20 protein-coding genes are annotated in these 19,650 nt (G+C 58.8%); 9 read left to right on the top strand and 11 right to left on the bottom strand.

Going from position 1 to position 19,650, the window contains the following annotated elements:
- Positions 1 to 716: 716 nt before the first annotated feature.
- The 4 genes from FHT97_RS19035 to FHT97_RS19020 all read left to right on the top strand — a co-directional run bounded on the left by FHT97_RS19035 (position 717) and on the right by FHT97_RS19020 (position 3,616).
- On the top strand, positions 717 to 1,727 hold the full coding sequence (locus FHT97_RS19035) for a Gfo/Idh/MocA family oxidoreductase (protein ID WP_183757141.1): 1,011 nt from the start codon (positions 717 to 719) through the stop codon (positions 1,725 to 1,727).
- A gap of 9 nt (positions 1,728 to 1,736) precedes the next feature.
- Positions 1,737 to 2,840 carry a Gfo/Idh/MocA family oxidoreductase gene (locus tag FHT97_RS19030; RefSeq protein ID WP_183757140.1) on the top strand — a complete coding sequence of 368 codons (1,104 nt, stop codon included), beginning with the start codon at positions 1,737 to 1,739 and terminating at the stop codon, positions 2,838 to 2,840.
- Entirely contained in the window at positions 2,837 to 3,250 is a 414-nt protein-coding gene (locus FHT97_RS19025) for a VOC family protein (protein ID WP_183757139.1), read from the top strand. The genes FHT97_RS19030 and FHT97_RS19025 overlap by 4 nt, the downstream gene beginning before the upstream one ends.
- 114 nt (positions 3,251 to 3,364) lie before the next feature.
- Positions 3,365 to 3,616 (top strand): DUF2934 domain-containing protein, encoded by a 252-nt coding sequence (locus FHT97_RS19020; RefSeq protein ID WP_183863911.1) that lies wholly within the window; start codon positions 3,365 to 3,367, stop codon positions 3,614 to 3,616.
- Positions 3,617 to 3,652: 36 nt separating this feature from the next.
- Here the strand turns inward: FHT97_RS19020 and FHT97_RS19015 are convergent, their stop codons facing one another.
- Entirely contained in the window at positions 3,653 to 5,017 is a 1,365-nt protein-coding gene (locus FHT97_RS19015; RefSeq protein ID WP_183757137.1) for a M24 family metallopeptidase, read from the bottom strand.
- Positions 5,018 to 5,170: 153 nt separating this feature from the next.
- Between FHT97_RS19015 and FHT97_RS19010 the strand changes: the two genes are divergently transcribed.
- Positions 5,171 to 6,172, top strand: a complete 1,002-nt coding sequence (locus tag FHT97_RS19010) for a LacI family DNA-binding transcriptional regulator (protein ID WP_183757136.1) — start codon at positions 5,171 to 5,173, stop codon at positions 6,170 to 6,172.
- Between the two features lie 37 nt (positions 6,173 to 6,209).
- On the opposite strand, the gene FHT97_RS19005 is transcribed toward FHT97_RS19010, so the two are convergent.
- Genes FHT97_RS19005 through FHT97_RS18985 form a run of 5 tightly spaced genes read right to left on the bottom strand, consistent with a single transcriptional unit; the run spans position 6,210 to position 10,026 of the window.
- Entirely contained in the window at positions 6,210 to 7,001 is a 792-nt protein-coding gene (locus FHT97_RS19005) for a transporter substrate-binding domain-containing protein (protein WP_183757135.1), read from the bottom strand.
- Positions 7,002 to 7,020: 19 nt separating this feature from the next.
- Complete coding sequence (locus tag FHT97_RS19000; protein ID WP_183863910.1) at positions 7,021 to 7,938, bottom strand: N(4)-(beta-N-acetylglucosaminyl)-L-asparaginase; 918 nt, start codon at positions 7,936 to 7,938, stop codon at positions 7,021 to 7,023.
- Between the two features lie 9 nt (positions 7,939 to 7,947).
- Positions 7,948 to 8,682, bottom strand: coding sequence for an amino acid ABC transporter ATP-binding protein (locus FHT97_RS18995; protein ID WP_183757133.1), 735 nt, complete (start codon positions 8,680 to 8,682; stop codon positions 7,948 to 7,950).
- 1 nt (position 8,683) lies between these two features.
- The gene (locus FHT97_RS18990) at positions 8,684 to 9,355 is read right to left on the bottom strand and encodes an amino acid ABC transporter permease (protein ID WP_183863909.1); all 672 of its coding nucleotides are present in this window, start codon (positions 9,353 to 9,355) and stop codon (positions 8,684 to 8,686) included.
- Positions 9,355 to 10,026, bottom strand: coding sequence for an amino acid ABC transporter permease (locus tag FHT97_RS18985; RefSeq protein ID WP_183757131.1), 672 nt, complete (start codon positions 10,024 to 10,026; stop codon positions 9,355 to 9,357). Before FHT97_RS18985 ends, FHT97_RS18990 begins: the two co-directional genes overlap by 1 nt.
- A 213-nt stretch (positions 10,027 to 10,239) precedes the next feature.
- Here FHT97_RS18985 and FHT97_RS18980 point away from each other — a divergent pair, with 213 nt between their 5' ends.
- Positions 10,240 to 10,776 carry a hypothetical protein gene (locus FHT97_RS18980; RefSeq protein WP_183757130.1) on the top strand — a complete coding sequence of 179 codons (537 nt, stop codon included), beginning with the start codon at positions 10,240 to 10,242 and terminating at the stop codon, positions 10,774 to 10,776.
- 60 nt (positions 10,777 to 10,836) lie between these two features.
- On the opposite strand, the gene FHT97_RS18975 is transcribed toward FHT97_RS18980, so the two are convergent.
- Positions 10,837 to 12,285: an FAD/NAD(P)-binding protein gene (locus tag FHT97_RS18975; RefSeq protein ID WP_210296737.1), complete on the bottom strand. Its 1,449-nt coding sequence runs from the start codon at positions 12,283 to 12,285 to the stop codon at positions 10,837 to 10,839.
- A gap of 268 nt (positions 12,286 to 12,553) precedes the next feature.
- Between FHT97_RS18975 and FHT97_RS18970 the strand changes: the two genes are divergently transcribed.
- From FHT97_RS18970 to FHT97_RS18960, 3 genes are all read left to right on the top strand, one after another.
- On the top strand, positions 12,554 to 13,387 hold the full coding sequence (locus tag FHT97_RS18970; protein ID WP_183863908.1) for a MetQ/NlpA family lipoprotein: 834 nt from the start codon (positions 12,554 to 12,556) through the stop codon (positions 13,385 to 13,387).
- Positions 13,388 to 13,479: 92 nt separating this feature from the next.
- Positions 13,480 to 14,565: a methionine ABC transporter ATP-binding protein gene (locus FHT97_RS18965; protein ID WP_183757128.1), complete on the top strand. Its 1,086-nt coding sequence runs from the start codon at positions 13,480 to 13,482 to the stop codon at positions 14,563 to 14,565.
- The gene (locus tag FHT97_RS18960) at positions 14,546 to 15,199 is read left to right on the top strand and encodes a methionine ABC transporter permease (protein ID WP_183757127.1); all 654 of its coding nucleotides are present in this window, start codon (positions 14,546 to 14,548) and stop codon (positions 15,197 to 15,199) included. The genes FHT97_RS18965 and FHT97_RS18960 overlap by 20 nt, the downstream gene beginning before the upstream one ends.
- On the opposite strand, the gene FHT97_RS18955 is transcribed toward FHT97_RS18960, so the two are convergent.
- From FHT97_RS18955 to tauA, 4 genes are all read right to left on the bottom strand, one after another.
- The gene (locus FHT97_RS18955) at positions 15,200 to 16,555 is read right to left on the bottom strand and encodes an LLM class flavin-dependent oxidoreductase (protein WP_183863907.1); all 1,356 of its coding nucleotides are present in this window, start codon (positions 16,553 to 16,555) and stop codon (positions 15,200 to 15,202) included. It lies immediately after the preceding gene.
- 61 nt (positions 16,556 to 16,616) lie between these two features.
- Positions 16,617 to 17,402, bottom strand: coding sequence for an ABC transporter permease subunit (locus FHT97_RS18950; RefSeq protein ID WP_246712685.1), 786 nt, complete (start codon positions 17,400 to 17,402; stop codon positions 16,617 to 16,619).
- Between the two features lie 65 nt (positions 17,403 to 17,467).
- Positions 17,468 to 18,259, bottom strand: a complete 792-nt coding sequence (locus tag FHT97_RS18945; RefSeq protein WP_183757124.1) for an ABC transporter ATP-binding protein — start codon at positions 18,257 to 18,259, stop codon at positions 17,468 to 17,470.
- A 69-nt stretch (positions 18,260 to 18,328) separates the two neighbouring features.
- A complete protein-coding gene (gene tauA, locus FHT97_RS18940; protein ID WP_183863906.1) occupies positions 18,329 to 19,342 on the bottom strand; it encodes a taurine ABC transporter substrate-binding protein in 1,014 nt (337 codons plus the stop codon).
- Positions 19,343 to 19,650: the final 308 nt, after the last annotated feature.

The following is a 19,650-nucleotide window of genomic DNA, read 5'->3' as shown; positions in this document are numbered from 1 at the left end:
CGGTCCCTCCTTTGTGGCGTTCAAGCAACGACCACGTTTTTAGCACTAGATGCTGTCGGAGCGGGCCGTTCCACCTCATCACATCCGGTCGCCGCAGGGCCGCTACTCACCCATGATGGAATCTCAAGAATCCATGATCTCCAATGCCAACATCTTGCAAGAGCACAGGTCAGCCTCGACCGGGATGCGCGAGAGGCTTTCCAATGTTAGCTGCAAGAATCACTTGGCCTTGTAGAACCAACGGGCAGCGGAAACCCTTATCGAAAAACTGGAAACCGACTTCAGGGCGTGAGCGGATGGTCGCGGAAGAGACGGGCTGGCCGGATCTACCTAGCGGCGACCCACCGCCTTTGGATCTTGCTTAGCAATCGTACACATGCTCCCGACGCGGCGAGGTGAGGTAGGTGCGAATTGGTTGAATGGAAGCACCTAATAGCCCGGATAGACCGGCCAAGCGTACCGATGGAAGATTCTCTCGAACATCGGATCGGTCGTCGGCCGCCGCCGCCGCCTTTGGTTCTAGCTTAGCAATCGAGCCATAACTAACTATTTAGATACTTTTTTTAACCATTAATATCAGATTGTTATGTCTTTTAATCGTTCGCTGCCCGGGCCACTGCGCCTTGACAGCCCAGGCGTTTCGCTGTCTCTTCGGTGAGAACGCACAACTCAGGCACCAAGACCGATTTGGGCATTTGCAGGAGGACAGTTCTGTTATGTTGAGATTTGCCGTCGTCGGAATCGACCATGGACACACCTTCGACCATGTGAAGGGCCTGCTTGCCGCAGGCGCGGAATTCGCAGGGTATTGCCCCCAAACATCGGTGCCTGCGCTTCTTGAAACCTTCAGTAAAACCTACCCCGATGCGCCGCAACTCGATCGCGACACGATCTTTGCCGATCCTTCCATCGACATCGTTTGCATCGCCGCCATCCCACGCGACCGTGCTGGACTGGCCGTCCGCGCGATGAACGCACGCAAGGATGTCATGACAGACAAGCCCGGGGTTACGACCTTCGCGCAGTTGGAAGAGGTAAGGCGCACCGTCGCGGAAACCGGTCGCATATTCTCGATCTGTTTTTCCGAGCGCCACTGTGTGCGATCCGCCGTAAAGGCAGGCAAACTCATCAAAGAAGGTGCGATCGGCACTGTCATCCAGACGCTCGGCATGGGGCCTCACAGGCTGCAGCTGCCAACGCGGCCGGACTGGTTCTTCGATCCCGATCAATTTGGCGGAATAATCGTTGACATTGCATCCCATCAGGTCGACCAGTTCCTGTTTTATACTGGTTCGAGACGTGCCGAAGTGGTGGCAAGTTCGGTCGGTAATTTCGGCATGCCCGACAAACCCGCCTTCCAGGATTTCGGTGAGGTATTGCTTCGCTCTGACAACGCCTCGGGCTATGTGCGTGTCGACTGGTTTACTCCGGAGGCCTTGCCGACATGGGGCGACGGCCGCCTGACAATCCTCGGTACCGACGGTTACATCGAGCTGCGAAAATATATCGATATTGCCGGACGCCCGGGTAAGGACCACCTCTTCCTCGTGAATGGCAAGGAGATGACCCACATCGATTGCTCTGCCGAGAAGCTCGATTATTTCGATGCCTTCATTGCAGATGTGCGTGACCGGACCGAAACAGCGATGCCTCAGGAACATGTGTACGAGGTATGCCGCCTTTCACTTGAAGCGCAATCAAAGGCCGCGCGCCTGGGTCATTGCTGAGGAACCCACATGCCCAAGAAGTTTCGCGTTGGTGTCATCGGAGCAGGTATCGCATCCCGCCACCTAACCGGGTTCGCGTGGAACAAGGACCTGTTTGACGTTGCCGTTCTTTGCTCGTTGGACGAGGAGCGTGGTCGGTCACTTTGTGATGAGTTTGGAATACCGGAATATACCCAGGATGCAGAAACGATGATCGCTCGTGCGGATCTCGACGTTATCGATATCTGCACTCCGCCAGGTTCACATTTCGAACTATGCCGCAAGGCGCTCGAAGCCGGAAAACACGTGATCTGTGAAAAGCCGCTGTTTGGCTCGATTGCCGAGGTGGACGAAATGGCCCGCATAGTGGCGCGCGCCGAAGGTCCGCAACTGATGCCTATCTTCCAGTACCGCTACGGATCGGGACTTCAAAAGCTGAAGATGCTGATCGATCTCGGCCTGACAGGTACTCCATTCCTCACCACAATCGAAACGCACTGGTGGCGTGGGCCAGACTATTATGCTGTGCCCTGGCGCGGGAAGTGGGTCACTGAGCTCGGAGGCGGTTTGCTTGGCCACGCAATTCACGCTCATGACATGCTGAACTACGTGCACGGCGCATGCTCCGAAATATTCTCCTACGGGGCGACACTCGTAAATCCGATCCAGGTTGAAGACACTGCAGCCATTTCGGTGAAGATGAAGAATGGATCCCTGGCAACGCTGTCGATGACACTCGGCTCCCGGAAGGAAATCTCCCGCCTGCGGTTCTGCTTCTCGGATCTCGTAGCAGAAAGTATCCTCGAGCCTTACACGATGGGTCGAGACCCATGGACTTTTATTGCCGGGACGGAGGACCACCAGAAGCGTGTCGATGACGCTCTGGCCGCCTATGTCGTCCACGAAGACGGTTACACGAGACAATTCGAACTCTTTCATCGTGCATTGACCACCGGTGGCGAGCCACCGGTAACCTTGGAGGACGCTCGCAACTCACTGGAACTGGTCACGGCGGCCTATCATTCGCAGCGGACCGGTAAGCCGACTTCGCTGCCAATCCTGTCTGATCATCCTCTCTACCGGTCCTGGTTGCCGGAGGAGGAGGATCGCCTGGCTTCCGGGTCTGAGGCATGATCAAGAGCTTCGAGCACGTCGGCATGGTGACTGGCCACATGGACCGGTCACTTGCCTTCTATTGTGATCTCCTGGGTCTGCGCCTGCGCTTGCGGAAGACAATGGCCAACGGCACGGAAGTGGCGTTTCTCGATACGGGCAATGGCATGCTCGAGATCTTCGCGCCGCCTGACGGCGCCGCTGCCGCTTTGGATCTGGCGCCCGCAACGTCGGGAGTCCTGCATATTACCTTCCTCGTTGATAGCGTCGATGAAAGTTTCGCCAAACTCGAAGCGGCCGGCGCGGCGGTAAGGGAGAGGCCCCGTCCCGCCGTGAATTCCGAGATAATCGATCGGGTGGCGTTCCTGCGCGATCCCGACGGTATCACCGTCGAACTCGCAGAACGGCGCAATGAGCTGAGCCCCGGTTGATCAATACGCCAAAGAGATGTCGCAGCAGGCGCTTTTTGCACTGCAGTAACGAACCAGTAATGCCCATTTGTCAGCCTGAAGGAATCGATACACCTTTCCACAGCTGAGGCCGGCATGTCACGCAGCAAGGACGACTGGATCAATCAACGCGCCTACGCACTCTGGGAATCCGAAGGGAGACCGAACGGCCGCAGTGGCGACCATTGGAGCCAAGCATCCAGCGAGTACCGCCAGCTCGAGTTGACCCGTGCGTCGGTCGACGGCAGCGAGCTTATCGAACGATTGCGGACGATGGGCCGCCTGATGCGCTCAAGCGACTTCAAAGTCATCGACGCCGACACATGCGAACAAAAGACCTCCACGTAAAAGAAACACTCCGGCCCGTCGCGCCAATACATGGCTTCATTCTCGCACGAGAACGCTCCCCGACTTAAGCCAGAACGGCGGCAGATAAAGCGGTGTCGACGAAAGCGGAAGAATATTCTCGGAGAGTGTCACGCCGAGCTTGTTCGCCATGAAAGAACGCCGCAGAAGAATGCGCGCATGCATCTCCGGATGACGTTGACGTATCTCCTCGCGCATGTTGGCATCCGCGAAGGCCACCATGTCTTCGCAGTTGAGCGCCCAACCCGCGGGCATTGGTACTGGTATCACGTCAACCTGGAACGGCATGCCGGATCGCAAACGCTCAGTCGACCCGGGCCGTACTGGTGAATGCAGCCATTCCTCGTGGCTGCCGAGGTGACCAGGATTTAGAGCCGAGTCGAGACCCGCGGACTGAAGTTTCTCGGTAACCGCGGCGAAGAGGTCGCCGCCCGTCACGCCGATATCTGCCGTCTCGTACCACGTCGTCAAAGCCTCGAAGTAGGCTTTCGCAGGCTTCAGGAATGTTTCTTCATAGTCCGTTAGCAGCCCAGCGCGCGACGACAGCGCACCCCAGTAACCGAGTGCTGTCGTCACGCCATCGCCCTTTCTCAGTCGGCGCGACGTGGGGCTTCTCAGGCCGATGATGGTCTCGCCGACACTGGCTGAAGCAAACATTGTATGGACGTTCGTCGGATCTCCCTCGTAGCCGAGATGCCCAAGCGCCTGAAATTCCGTCTCGTTCTCCCGAGTTCCGGCAACGACCCTGAACAGCGCCTGCGAGCAACGCGCTGCCGCCCACTCAAACGCCGCGAGTTGATCGACATCGACAACTGCGCGATGACCATTCTCCGGATGCATGAGGATAGGGGTGGCATCAAGCAGTGTTCCCGCCGGGCCGATTACTCGCCGCAGCGCATTGACAATGAAATGCGGGACGAAGAAACTCTGGCCGTAGTCCTCATCCTCGTCAGGTCCGAGATATTTCCAGCCGACCAGGCCGACAGAATCGCCGCCCTTTAGTCCCGCATCGCGCAACCGATCGGCCAACTTCGGATCCTGACTGCGATCCTGCCCCATAAGGCTCAAGGTTTGCGCCCGCAGCACGGTGATCCCGGGGAGACCGGCGATTGCCGCATAGCTTTCGGACTCATTTCCGGTGATGATCACACGACGCCCTTCCGGACCAAGCAGCAGCAGGGCTTCCTCGAAGCGCGGCTCGAAACCGGTGAGATGCATGATATTTCCGAAGTGCTCACGGTCGGCATAGACCACAAGCCAGTCAGTCCGCGCGGCATTGAAGGCGGCAACCGCACGTAAATCATAAATTGCCGATGGAACCTGCGGCTGCGGTCCAATCGGGCCGAAATCGGGCAATGCAACAGGGGCTAGCGTGACAGACATCAAGTTCCTCCAAGCAAGTATCAAGGCATGGCAAAGGTGAAGGCAGAAAAAGCGTGAATAGTGGCGGGCCAGGCGCCGGGGAGCCGAAGATTAACATAGCCGAAGCACCGAGCGGTGCGATATCACCCTCTTAATGGTGGAAAGCTTTCGAACATGAATCATGACAGTAGCCGCGACGCCCCTCCCACGATTGCCGACGTTGCCCGTTTGGCGGGTGTCTCGCGTGCGGTAGCAAGCCGGGCACTTTCCAACGAACCCCGGCCGGTGTCCTCCGAGAAAAGAGAACGTGTAATCGCAGCGGCCACCCGCCTTGGCTACCAGCCGAACCTGCTCGCACAAAGCCTGACCACCAAGACAGTGAATCTCGTCGCCGTAGTGGTCAATCACATTCACGATCTCTCTGACCTCGATCTCTTTGACCGGCTCATCGATCAGATCCAGATCGTCGGCAAGCAGGTCATCTTGATCCGTATCGGATCGGTTGCGCGCGTCGAAGAGTTCTTGCGCAATGGGGTGGCCTATCATGTCGATGCCGCGTTGGTGTTTTCCGACTTTGCCGACGCGCCGACCGTGCGGCGGATGTTCCGCTCCGATCATGTCATCATGCTCAATGGCCTTCACGACCAGTACTCTCCCGTCATCATCCCCGACGAACGGGCCGGCATCGCCGAAGCGGTGGCTGACGCCGCATCGAAACGGGTTCGCAGTGCCGCTCTCGTTACGGGTCGTGCATCCTCTCCGGTCGAGCAGGCCCGCATTCGCTCTTACCAGGAGTGCTTCGCACGCTACGGGATCGACCTCATTCGAACAGTTCAGGGCGACTACTCCTACGAAAGCGGGCATGCGGCCGCCATCGAACTGACAGGGTTGAGCGCTCTCGATGCGGTGTTTTGCACGTCAGATGCGATGGCGATGGGAATCCTGGATGTCCGTCGGGTCGATTTTCCCGATGGCCGACCCACGCGCTTCCGGCTCTATGGTTTCGACAACCTGTCCCTGACCGATTTCGATGCCTATCCGATCTCGTCGATTGGCTATGACAAGGCGCTCTATGTCCGCCACATCGTCGATGCCGTTGCCAATCCCGGCATTTTCAAGACTTCCCAGCCCCCTGTGACTGTGCCGACCCGTTTCGTTCCCCGCCGGACCGCCTAGACGAAAACGGGCTGCCGGAAGGCAGCCCGTGGTAGCCCTACCACTGAGGGTTCAAGGCAGGAGGGTTAGATTCGGGACCCCACCACTTCTTGTAGTTCGCCGCATAGGCGCCCGACTGGATGTAATCGGAGACAAACATGTCGAGCCACCGCACGAATTCCGGGTCTCCCTTGGCGACGGCGATACCGATTGGATCGTTGGAGTAGAGGCCCGGCAGGGTCACGAGCGACGGATTTTTGGTCGCCAGATAATCGAGCAGCGAAGAATCTTCGATCGCCGCGTCGACGCGCTTCTGTTGCAATTGGAGGACGCCGTCTGGGGCAAACTGATCGACGTAGACAAGTTCTGCATCCGGGACAGCCGTTTTGAGGAAGCTCTCGCCCGTCGTTCCCCGACCAACGACGACCTTCTTCCCGGCGAGGTCCTTCAACTCCTTGATGCCCGAATCCTTCTGGACGATGACCCGCAAGCCGGCGCGATTGTAGGGGATCGTGAAGTTCACGGTCTTGGCGCGTTCCAGCGTTGCGGAGGTGTTGGCAACTGAGAGGTCAATCTGGCCTGAAACCAGCATAGAGATACGTGCATCGCCTGAAACGTCGACGAACTCCACTGGTACTCCGAGCTTCTGGGCGAGTTGCGTCGCGACATCGACATCGTAACCGACGGGATTGTTCTGCGCGTCACGGAAGCCGATCGGCTCGCCGCCAAGCGAGACTCCGATGCGAACGGTTCCGCGCGATCGGATATCGTCGATCATTCCCGCAAACGACGGGAGAGCAGAACCTGCCACAATGGCGAATGCGGCAAGTGTAGTCAGAATGCGCTTCATGTTTTCATTCCCTCTTTGATTATGCCTGTTTCGCTGCCCGCAGTTCCGGTTCGGGCATCGAGTCCTCCCAGAGCCAGTAGCGAATTTCGCCCTCGCATCTGAAGTTCACGACCTCGTGGTTTCCCTTCGCATCGACCGCATGGATCACGACGCCCGCCAGGAAGCCCGAGGAAAGTTCATTGAGCTCGTCGATAGCGAGTTTCACCGCGTCAGTGAGTGAATAGCCGAGCTTCATTGCAAGGACGACCGTGCGAGCCGTCGAACAACGCATTGTCATTTCTCCAGTGTGCGTGCAGGCGGCAGCCCCATAGCGACTATCAGCGTAGAAACCGGCACCCGGAATCGGGCTATCGCCAAGGCGGCCAGGATATTTCCATGCCCAGCCAGAAGTTGACGTCGCCGCGTGGATGCCGCGTGCAGGATCCGCCGACAGGAACACCGTGGTGTCCCGAACGCGCTCCGGATCGGTAATCGCGCGGCTCAACGGCGCGAGCGGTATGTCCGGAAATTTCGCGAGGTCCTCCGCCGACAGCTCCTTTTCCAGCCGCTCCCACCAGACCCTCTTGCTGTCTTCGAACAACACGTCATCCTCTGCGAAGCCGATCTCGGTGGCAAAGCGCCGGGCGCCGTCACCGGTCAGCATGACGTGCGGGAGGCGCTTCATAACTTCATGGGCAAGACGTGCGACCGGCAGCGTGTTGGGCACGGCCCCGACAGTCCCGACTTCGCGGGTGTTGCCGTCCATGACCGCGGCATCAAGCTCCATATTGCCAAGCATGTTGGGCCAGCCGCCATAACCCACGCTCCGCACTTTCACTTCGCTCTCGACCTTGCCGATCCCGGCGACCATTGCATCGAGACTGTTTGCACCATCGCGCAGCATTTCAACGGACGTCGGAAAACCCGGCCAGGCTTCTTTGTTGGCCAACAGCAGCATCTAGCACCTCTAATCTTTGCGCATCTTGGAAAGGAACTGGGCGACACGCGGTTGCGCCATGCCACCACTGTTGTCGAAAAAGTCTTTTGTCGGGAGATCGACCAGCAATTTGCCCTTGTCGAGAAACACGATCCGGTCCGAAATCTGCCTGGCAAACTCGACCTCGTGCGTGACGAAGAGCATCGTCGTCCCGTCCTGGGCGAGCTTGGCTAGAATTGTGAGCACTTCCGCTGTCATCTCCGGATCAAGCGCGCTGGTCACTTCATCCAACAGCAGGTAGCGAGGCTGCATCGCAAGCGCGCGGCAGATGCCGACGCGCTGGCGCTGACCGCCAGAAAGTTGCGCCGGGTAGGCATCGGCCCTGCCGCCCAGTCCGACCGATTCCAGAAGGGCGCGCGCCCTGGCTTCAGCCTCGCCGCGGGGCTTCTTCAGCACTTCGATCGGCGCAAGCGTGATGTTGCCGAGCACAGTCATATGCGGATAGAGGTTGAACAACTGGAAGACCGTGCCGGAGCGTTTCCGCGCTTCGGCAAGCTCCTTCGGCATGCTGACGTCGAATTCATCGACCATGATCCGGCCGCCGCTGAGCCTTTCCAGCCCGTTGATGCAGCGGATCAGCGTCGACTTCCCCGACCCCGAGGAGCCAAGAATCGAAACAACCTCGCCAGGCGCAATCGTCAGATCGACACCGTCGAGCACAGGCGTCTGACCGAAGGACTTCCTTACGTTTTCAACTCTTATCATTTCAGAGCCCTCTCCAGGCGCTATGGGCGCGGAGGCGTTTTTCGAAGCGCGATCCCACAAAGGCGACCAGCTTGGCGGCGGCGAAGTAAAGCAGGCCAACAGCCGTCCAGACGACAAATGGCTTTAGGGTGCGCATGTTCAGGATGTTGCCGATCTTGGTCAGGTCGACAACGCCGATAACCGAGATCAGCGACGTGACCTGCAGCTGGTTGACGAGGAGAGCGATCAGAGGCCCGACCGCAAATGCAGCCGCCTGTGGCGCGACGATATGACGAAGCACCTGCCGGCGGCTTAATCCAAAGACACGCGCCGCTTCGAGCTGATCCCGGCCGATTGACTCGATGCCCGAGACCGCAATGACGTAGACGAAGGCGGCTGTGTTGGCGGAAAGGGTGATCGCCGCCGCCGTGACGGGCGTGACGCGGATGTGGAGAAGGCCAGGCAGGCCGAAAAACACCAGGAACAGCTGCACCAGAACCGGTGAATTCTTCAGCAGCTCGGAAAAGAAGGTGATGCACGCGCTCAACACCGGCACGCAGTAGTAACGCACGATCGCCCACGCGATTCCGATCACCAGTCCGATCAGGGACGTTCCTAGGAAAAGGGCCAGATTGACGCCGAGCCCTTGCGCGAGAAGGACGAGGTCGAACGCCGTGAAATCAGTAAAACGCATCAGGTAACAGCCTCCATCATGTCACGGTTGAGGCGGCGGTGGAGGAGCGCAATCGCGAGAGAGACGAGGTAGGTCAATGCCGCATAGACCACGAGGAGAACAACGTAGACTTCAAAGGGGCGGTACGTCTGCGATACGACGATCTGCGCAGAGCCGGTGAGCTCATTCAAAGTGATCGTCGAGAGGATCGAGGAGGTGAGGATCATGTTGATGAGGACCGAGCCGAGGGGGCGCACCGACGTGCGCAGCGCGATCGGCAGGACAATCCGCGTGAACAAAACGCGCCGCGACAGGCCGCTTACCTCAGCAGCTTCGATGATGCCCTGATCGATAGCCAGAATGCCTGCACGGATGACGTCGGAGGCATAGGCGCCGCCTGCGATCGACAGCGCAATCACGCCTGTTGTAAACGCGTCAATGTAGATGCCGACCTCGGGCAGACCATAGTAGAAGAAGAACAGCTGCACGATGAAGGGCACATTGCGGAAAATGTCGACGTAGAGGCAGGAGACCCGCTGCAGAAGTGCCGAGGAGGAAGTCCGTGCGATCGCCACGAATGCCCCCATCACGACGCTTCCGATGAGGGCCAGTGCGCATGCCTCTGCCGTCAAAAGCGCGCCATGCGCGAGAAAGCCGAGATGGGGCAAGAGAACCGAAAGATCGAGCCGCACGAACTATCCGTATTGCGAGTGAAACCGGTTTCACCGTGAATTGGCAAGCTGGAATTGTCAAGAACGTAATGTCGTTCTCCCTCGCGTTTCCTATCCTCGCTGTGATGAGATGGCTTGGAGCAATCTGACAACCTAAAGGAGGATCAGGACGGCCGGGTGCGTTACCCTGCGACTCGCAATAAGACGATAGCAACCGACAACACGAGCATGATCATGAGCCAAATCCCCAAGATCGAATACGCCACCGCCTCGCGCGAGATTCAGGCAGCGCACGACGAAGAGGTGAGGGTTCGCGGTCGCATGACGAACATGAAGCGGACACTCCTGCATTCGCCGGTGGCGCACCGGATTTACGCTGAATGGTTCACGCTTCGCGCCGAACTCGCGTCCATTCCCGATCGACCCATCTGGATCTTTTCCCATTCGATTTCGAAAGCAGCGCGCTCAAAGATCGCCGTCGGCTTCTTCCGCCGGGCGTTGATCAATGCAGGCTTCAATCCGGACGCAATGGTGCTCTCGGAAGAAGAGGCCATTCTTGACCGCTTCGGAAATGCCATCGTCGCCAATTCCAACGCGATCCCCGCGGAAATCTGGACCAGCCTGAAGGAGCGCTACGATGATAAGACGCTCGTCGACCTTGTGGCATTTGCTGGTATCATGCTCGCGACTGCGACATTCAACAACGTGGTCGAGGTCGACTTCGATCCAGAACTTGAACCGTTCATGGTGACACCGGGTTCCGCGCCATGACAGACGGGCTCTCAGATGGCCTGAAGGCAGGCTTGTGCCAAAGGCCCCGATACGCGCTGTTCAGTTTCGAGCCGGCATCCGAAGTGCTGTCACCTTCGTGGAAAGCTCGCTCGCCACGAAGACCGCATGTTCAGTGATCTGAGGCAAGCCCATCAACTCTCCGAACGTACCTCGCGCCAGCGGCCCGGAAACGAGCAGAGTCGCGTCGGGCAATCCATCGGCATCCAGCGCCTCCGAGCGCTCGGAGCATGCGATGCCGAGGCCGGTTGGATCGAGTTGCAAGTGCGACTGAGCGCGCATCGTTGAAAGCCAGGCTTGACTGTCCAGGATCCCGCCATGTGCCGGACCGGTTGTGACGATGACGGCATCGAAGCACCGCTGCAATGAGGGGCCGCTGCGTCGTCGAAGCGCGACGTGGATCGACCCGCCTTCAAAATGGACCTTGCCGACGGACGCCGCCAGGACCTCCATCCTGCCTTCCGCGATTGCCTGTTCCAACACATCCTCAACCTGCGGCGCGATCCGGAACCGATGGACATCCCAAAAGGGTCTGATGTGACGCACAATCCTGCATCGCTCCGACATGGGTAATTTCTGCCAGAGGGCGCGCCCATGGGTACGGACCTGGTCGATGACCGCATGCCAAGTCAGTCCGGCGGCCTCGGCCTCGGTGATCGCCAGACGTATGCTTCGGAGGAGGGCGGTGGCGCTGTGGGTTGGGGTTGCTTCGAAGTCCCCAAACGGATCTTGCGGCCAGGGCGAATGCCCTCTCGATCGCAATCCCCGACGTGAAATCGAGGTGATCTGGCCGCGGTGACCGGTGCGTGCCAGCGAAGCGACAATGTCGGCCGCCGTAAGGCCGTTGCCGATAATCAGCAGCCTGTCATTCGGACGAATGTGCCCCAGAGCTTCAATACGGGTCGAATCGGGCACAAAACGATGATGTCCCTCGAGAACGCGCAGGGCACCCGGCACCGACGGTGAGGGATGACTGGTGGCTATAACCAGGAAATCGGCAAACACCTGACCGCCCTGGCTGTCGGCAATGCGCCAGAGCAATCCGTCGCGGCACACGTCGACAACGAGCGCGCGCCGATGGCGCACTGCTCCCGTTTCAACATAAGGGGCGAGAGCTGAAGCAATGTAAGAGCCAAAGACCTGGCGGCGCGGGAAAAGGTTGCCGTCTGGCCGGAAAGCTTCGGGATCGTCGGCGACCGCATCCTCGCGCGCGATCCATTCCAGGAAATCCTCGGGCCGGTCGGGCAGCAGGCTCATGCGCGCAGCGGGGACATTGATGCGATGGGCAGGATCGGTCGTATCGTAAGCGAGCCCTCTGCCGAGTTCAGAACGTGGTTCAAACACGACGATCGCGGGTGCTTGCTCGCCCATGGTACGCACAAGGTGATAGGCAACGCCAGCACCAGACACGCCTCCACCAACAACCACAACAACGGGGTGGCGTGTCTTGCCGCCGTTATTTCGTCCGGTTGTCACGCTGTCGTGGTCCAATGCACGCGATTCCGATGACCTTGGTGGGGGAAGGCGCGTTTGTCCTTCGCGCCCGGATGGTTTAACCTAGAATGGGCCGAAGAACCGAGCAATGGCAATATTCTACCAAATCAGTAGAATTTTTATCCCCCACTTGCGCCCGTCGGCCGAAGAGTTTTTCCGTGCTGCAGCGCAATAGAGATGGGCTTGCTTGGTTTATTTTCACCAGTTTTGGAACTATCCGGCTGTTCGAGGCTCGCCTCACCAATTCAAGACGGGAAACACCAAAATGAACAAGAAGACGTCCAAACCAAGCCTCGCGCGCCGCACCACCCTTGCTGTGATGGCCGCCTCTACTATCGCTCTGATCGCCCTGGCAACGCCGTTTACTGCCTTCGCCGAAGACAAATCTATTAAAGTTGGCATCATGAGTGGCGAGGACGAAGATGTCTGGCGAGTCGTGACAGCCGAAGCCGCAAAGAAAGGCCTGACGGTCGAAACGGTCGTCTTCAACGACTACACGCAGCCGAACGAGGCGCTGGAGCGCGGCGAAATCGACGCAAACGCTTTCCAGCACAAGCCATACCTCGACAACCAGGTTGAACAGCATGGCTACCACATAGTCCCTGTTGGATATACCGCGGTATGGCCGATCGGTCTTTATTCCAAGAAGCACAAGGCGGTCGCCGAGATTGGTGAAGGCGCGACGATCGGTGTCCCCAACGATCCCTCGAACGAAGGCCGTGCACTGCGGGTCTTGCAGAACGAAGGCATTATCAAGCTGAAGGATGGCACGGGAATTCTTGCAACAGTCACTGACGTTACCGAGAATCCAAAGAACGTCGAAATCAAGGAGCTTGATGCCGGCGTGGTCGGCCGCGCCATCGATGATCTGGATGCAGCCGTGGTAAATACCGACTGGGCACTGAAGGCCGGCCTGTCCGCAGCTGACCGTATTGCGCAGGAGCCGATCGCCGATAACCCGTACCGCAACTTCATTGCCGTCAAGCAGGGCAGCGAAAACGAAGCCTGGGTCAAGACGCTTGTATCGTCCTACCAGAACGACACGGTTAAGGCGGAGTTCGACAAGGTGTATAAGGGAACCGGCGTCAGCGCCTACTGATCGACATTTGCGCCACGCAGCGGGTGCATGAACAAGGCGGCCCGGGCGTTCCCAGCCCGGGCCGCCTTGAGCGTTTTCCGAAAGGATAGAAGATGAATTCAAATGTATCGGCCGCCACAATCGAGGCTTCGCCAGCGGTAAAGGGCGAAGAGGTCGTCCGCCTCGTCGATGTCCACCGGCACTTTGGTACGACTGCCGCCCTGGATGGAATATCGCTCACCGTTCACAAGGGCGAAATTCTCGGGATCATCGGGCGAAGCGGGGCCGGAAAATCCACGTTGATCCGCTGTCTGAATGGCCTAGAGCGTCCGGACAGCGGTTTGATCGAAATCGAGGCACGCGGCATCGTCGGTCTCGACGAAAAGGAACTGCAACCCCTTCGGCGCCGTGTCGGGATGATTTTCCAGCACTTCAACCTGCTGGCATCGAAAACCGTCGAAGAGAATGTTGCGCTCCCTCTGAAGATCGCTGGCGCTGGAAAGTCGGAGCGCCTGCAACGCGCGCATGAACTGCTCGAGCTCGTCGGTCTTGCCGACAAGGCGAGGGCCTATCCTTCATCCCTATCCGGTGGTCAGAAGCAGCGTGTCGGCATCGCCCGCGCACTCGCAGCCCGTCCGGCGTTGCTTCTGTCTGACGAAGCGACATCCGCGCTCGATCCTGAGACGACGCGATCCATCCTGGCCCTGCTCAAGGACATCAACCGCAAGCTTGGGCTCACGATCATCCTCATCACCCACGAGATGGAAGTTGTCCGAAGCATAGCAGATCGTGTTGCGGTCATTGACGCTGGCCGCATCGCGGAAGAAGGACAAGTCTGGTCTGTATTTGCCGATCCAAAAGCAGCGATCACCAAGAGCCTGCTGTCTGGCAGCCGGCCGCAATTGCCTGAACATATAGCAGCACGCCTGTCGCCCACATCGGGCGATGAAGCCATCCTCAGCATCGACATGGCGGGCCCCGTGGCACAGGGCGCGGTTTTTGCCGACTTGTCCACAGCACTTCCGCAATCCTTCCGCCTTGTCCACGGCGGTATCGACCATATTCAGAACCAGCCTGTGGCGCGGTTCTTTATCGCCGTGCCGACCCGCGACCCGGCCTTGAGAGACAAGGTCCTGCAATTTCTGAAAGCCCGCTCGGCGCGGGTGGAGGTTCTCGGTTATGACACCGATCATGTTTAATCTTCTGCTTCGCTCGCTTTGGGAAACGATCCTGATGACCGGCGCATCGGGGCTCATCTCGCTGGTCTTCGGTCTACCGCTCGGGCTGGCGCTGGTTCTCACCAACAAGGGCGGCATAGCCCAAAACGCGTGGATTAACGGTATCCTTGGCGCCATCATCAACGGTTTTCGATCCGTTCCCTTCATCATCCTGCTGGTGGCGCTGATCCCGTTGACGCGTCTTATCGTCGGTACGGCTTTGGGAACGTGGGCAGCGATCGTGCCGCTCGCGATTGCAGCAACACCTTATTACGCGCGTATCGCGGAAGTATCCCTGAGAGAAGTAGACCGCGGCCTGATCGATGCCGTGCGCGCCATGGGGGGCAATGGGTGGACGATCATTCGCGAAGTGCTGGTTCCAGAAGCGCTCCCCGGGATTGTCGCCGGGTTCACCGTTACCCTCGTGACCCTGATCGGAGCGTCTGCAATGGCGGGGGCGATCGGTGCCGGCGGACTTGGTGATCTCGCCATACGCTACGGCTACCAACGCTTCGAGACTGCCGTAATGGTCGCTGTTGTTGCCGTGCTGATCGTCCTGGTCTGCGGCATCCAGTGGCTTGGCGATCGGCTGGTCGCCAGGCTGGACCACAAGTAATCAATGCCGGAACGCGGCGGCAGGGTGCCCAGGCGGCAACCTGCCGCTCTTGCCAAACAGCTTTTGTCTCAGGGCGCCCTGCGCATAATCTGCCTTGAATAGCCCGCGCTCCTGCAACTCCGGGATCACGAGATCGACGAAGTCAAGCAGGCTTTCCGGAGCAACGGTACGCGCGAGATTGAAGCCATCTATGCCGCCATCGGCAATCCATTCCGCCAGTCGGTCCGCGACCTGAGCGGGTGATCCGACAATTGGCTTCATCCGACTACCAAGCACCATGTGGTCAATGATCCGGCGCAGTGTCATGGGCGTCGGCGCATCCTTGGTGATCGCGGCGAGTGCCGACTGATTGGCATTGGTCGACGCCTGCGTGATGGGGTCGTCAAGACCGTATTTGGAGAGATCAACGCCAGTCGAAGCCGCGTAGTGTGCAAGAGACGCCTCCACGTTGGCATGCGTGCGGTAGTCCTGGAGCTTGTCCCGCGCCTCCTTCTCGGTCCGGCCAACAACAATTGTAACAAGCTGCAGAACGCGCAGGGCATCTGGTCCGCGTCCGAACGCCTCGGCCTTTGCCCGCAATGCCTCAACGGGCCGGCAGACTGCCTGCGGGGTTGGCGCGGCAACGAAGACACACTCGGCATGCCTGGCGGCGAAATCCTGCCCACGAGCGGAGGCTCCCGCCTGGAAGAGTAGCGGCGTGCGCTGCGGTGAGGGTTGTGAAAGATGAAACCCCTCAATTTTGTAGTATTGCCCCTCGTGCTTCATGGCACGAACCTTTGCAGGGTCGGCGAAAATGGCACGGACCTTGTCGCCAACGAATGCATCGTCGTCCCAGCTTCCCTCCCAGAGCTTGTAGAGAATTTCGAGATATTCTTCTGCCGCATCGTAGCGCGCGTCGTGTTCCGGCAACTTCTCCAAACCCATTGCCCGCGCTGCGCTGTCGAGGTAGCCGGTGACGATGTTCCACCCGATCCGACCCTTTGTCAGGTGGTCGAGCGTCGACATGAGCCGTGCAAGGAGGTAAGGCGGTTCGAAAGTCGTGTTGACTGTCACTCCGAAGCCGAGGTGCCTGGTGACGTAGGCCATGGCCGCGATCGGCACCATGGGGTCGTTTACAGGGAGTTGGGCAGCAGCCTGGATGACCGGCGCCGCACTGTTCTTGTAAACGTCGTAGACGCCGAGGATATCAGCCAGGAATATCCCATCGAGCTTTCCGCGCTCGGCAGTTCGGGCAAGATCCACCCAGTAATCGAGATCCGTGTAGTGAAGCGAGGTATCGCGTGGGTGGGTCCACATGCCGTGATTGATATGGCCGACGCAGTTCATGTCGAAGGCAAAGATCTGCATCTGTTTCATTGCGGTCGATCCCCGTCGTGACAGAAAGGGCGCCCCGTCAGGGACGTGGCAGGCGTTCGCGCTAGATCTTACCTTTCCACGGAACGAGGGTTGCTTCCAAGATCCGAACGGCGAGGCTGAACGCGAATGCACAGGCAGCGATTATCCCGATGCCGACGAAGACGACGTCGGTCGCGAGGAACTGGGAAGCTGACATGATCATGTACCCGATGCCGCGATTTGAGGCGATAAGTTCCGCTGCAACAAGCGTGCCCCAGCCGACGCCGAACCCGATGCGAATGCCTGTGAGGATCTCCGGAAGTGCAGATGGCAGAACGATGCTGACAACCAGCTGCCAGTGCCGGGCACCGAGGGATCGCGCCGCATTGATGCGTTCGATCGGCAACGAGCGAACCCCGGCCTGGGCGGAAAGACAGATCGGAGCGAAAATTGCAAGGACGAGAAGCGTCACCTTCGACGTCTCGCCAATTCCGAGCCAGATGATCATCAATGGCAGATAGGCAAGCGGCGGTAGCGGCCAGTAGAATTCGATCGGCGTATCGAAGATGCCCTTTGCCCACCGGTTGAGACCCATCAGCAGGCCAATCGGGATGCCGGCAGCGATCGCAATGGCGGCCGCCGCGGCGATCCTGAAGAGACTTGCAGAGACATGTTCACCGAGAGAGGCGCCGGCATAACCGTCCCTGTAAACCGTGCCGATCTGGGTCAGTACCTCCTGTGGTGCCGGGAGGAAGAGACGCGGAACCAGTCCGAGCCTTGCAACCAGCCACCATGATGTGAGCAGCACGACTGCTGTCGCGAGGCTGATGAGGAGCGTACTTCCTTCCCCGGCGCCGAACCCCTTCATGTCCACTGTGTTGGGCTGCTCCTGTGTGGGCCGGACGAGGAGCCCGGCAGTCTCGATGGTGTCACTCATTCCGCCGCACTCCTTATTTGATCGGACCCATGCAGGATTCCCCGGATTTCTTCTCGCAAAGTCGCAAACTGCGGCGCCATCTTGATGGCTCCAGCGTCGCCGGCTCGCGCGAACTCGCTGACAAAGTCGAGATCAAAGCGCGCTACGATGCGACCAGGTCGCGGAGACATAACCACGACTTGCGTGCCGAGAAACAGCGCTTCCTCGATCGAATGGGTGATGAAGAAGATCCGTTTTCGTGTGGCTTTCCAGATGGATATGATCAGTTCTTGCATCTGTTCCCGCGTCAGGCTGTCGAGCGCGCCGAATGGCTCATCCATCAGTAGCACCTCAGGATCGGCAGCCAGAGACCGGGCAATTCCTACACGCTGGCGCATGCCTCCTGACAGTTCGTAGGGAAATGCGTCAGCGAAATCGCTCAGGCCCACGAGAGAGAGCAACTCCATCGCACGAGCTCTGCGTTCAGCCTTTGAAACTCCCGCAAACTGCAGTCCAAGCGCGACGTTGCCAAGGACCGACTTCCATGGCAGCAGCGTGTCTTTCTGGAACACGACTCCCCGGTCTGCTCCCGGACGCGTGACGGGGCGCCCGTCAAGGGTGATGGCGCCTGACGAGAGCGGCAGGAATCCCGCTATCGCGTTGAGCAGCGTGGACTTGCCGCAACCCGAGGCTCCAAGTGCCACGACTAAGCTGTTGTCGGGAATATTGAGTGAAACTCTATCGAGAGCATGGACCGTCCGGCCGTCTCGCGTTCTGAAAAAGACGCTGGCTTGATCGACTTTGAGCATATGTAATCTCTTCGTCAGTGACGCCGGCGCCTCTCGCGCCAGCGTGCAGAGGTGATTTGAATTGTGTTTTCAGTTGTTTGCGTCGACGACTGCATCTGGCGTAACAAAGGCAGCGTAGCTCGGCAGGACTTCGGTTACCTTGCCCTGGTCCTTCAAAAAGGCGGCGGTATCCTTGAGGATTCTGGCGGCACCCGACTTGTCGCCGCCGCCAAGCCAGGCCTCGGATGCCTGCACCTCAGGCGTAAGAAGAGTGAGGTTCTTCAGCGCGGAAGCTTGCTGCTCGGCAGTTCCGCCCAAAGTCTTGGCAAGCAACCGTGCATTCTCGCTATCGCCATCCCAGGCCTTCTTGTCTGCCGTGAACGAGGCGTAATAGGTGTTGATGACGCCGGCAAAACTCTTCAAGAACGCGGGGTTTTCATCAGCAAACTTCGATGCGGCGACCCAGGCGGAGAAAGTGGGCGCACCCCGGTCCGCAACGTCCTTGGATGTGACCAGAACCTTGCCGTTCTTTTTCAGTTCGGTCAGTGCCGGATCCCAGACGAAACCGCCGTCAATATCGCCGCGGTTGTAGCTCGCAACAATCTCCGGCTGCGGAATGGCGAAGACCTGTACATCCTTTTCTGTCAACCCGATGGACCTGATCAAAGCAAGGAGCTGGTAGTGATCCGTGGAGACAGGAGCCGCGGCAAGCTTCTTGCCCTTTAGGTCGGAGACCGACGAAATCCCGGAGCCGTTGCGGACGACGAGCGCTTCATCGACGCCAGAAATGGATGAGAGGTAGAAGGCCTTGACCTCCAGTCCGCGTGAGGTTGCTGCCGCAAACGGGCTCGAGCCGACGTAGCCGACCTGAACATCACCAGCAGCGATGGCGGCAAAGATCTCTGCACCCGAGTTGAACTTGCGGAAGTCGATCTCATAGCCGGTTGCCTTGGCAAACTCACCATTGGCGATGGCGACCGATGACGGAAGCGCGTCGGTCTGATATGCGACAACGACTTTCTTTTCCGCTGCCCCTGCAAGAAATGGTGTCAGCAGGCTGGCCGACCCTAGGGCCACTGCCACCAAAAGTGTTCTCAATTTCATGTTTCGTCCCCTTGCGGCTGAACATCGTCACCGCGTGAAGTTGTTTCGACACGGAGACACTAGGGCAGGGACTTGCTCCCACACAGCTAAAACCATCTAATTTATAGACTATAGAAACAATATTGTTTTGGCATGAGTTAGGGGGGCGAACGGCTGAACCTTGGGCTGTTTGCGCCTGCCAATGGTCATGTTGATGGAAACGGAGCGACACGTGGTCAGGCACGCTCATGCCAGATGAGGGGTCCTATAAGCAGGCTGTCGTGATTGATCCGGCTGGTGATTGGATAGCCACTCGTTGTGCACGGCCG

Origin of the sequence: Rhizobium sp. BK399 (genome assembly GCF_014194695.1) — a bacterium.
GTDB lineage: Bacteria > Pseudomonadota > Alphaproteobacteria > Rhizobiales > Rhizobiaceae > Rhizobium.
The sequence above is the reverse complement of the archived record's forward strand: the minus strand, read 5'-3'. Positions and strand labels throughout refer to the sequence as shown.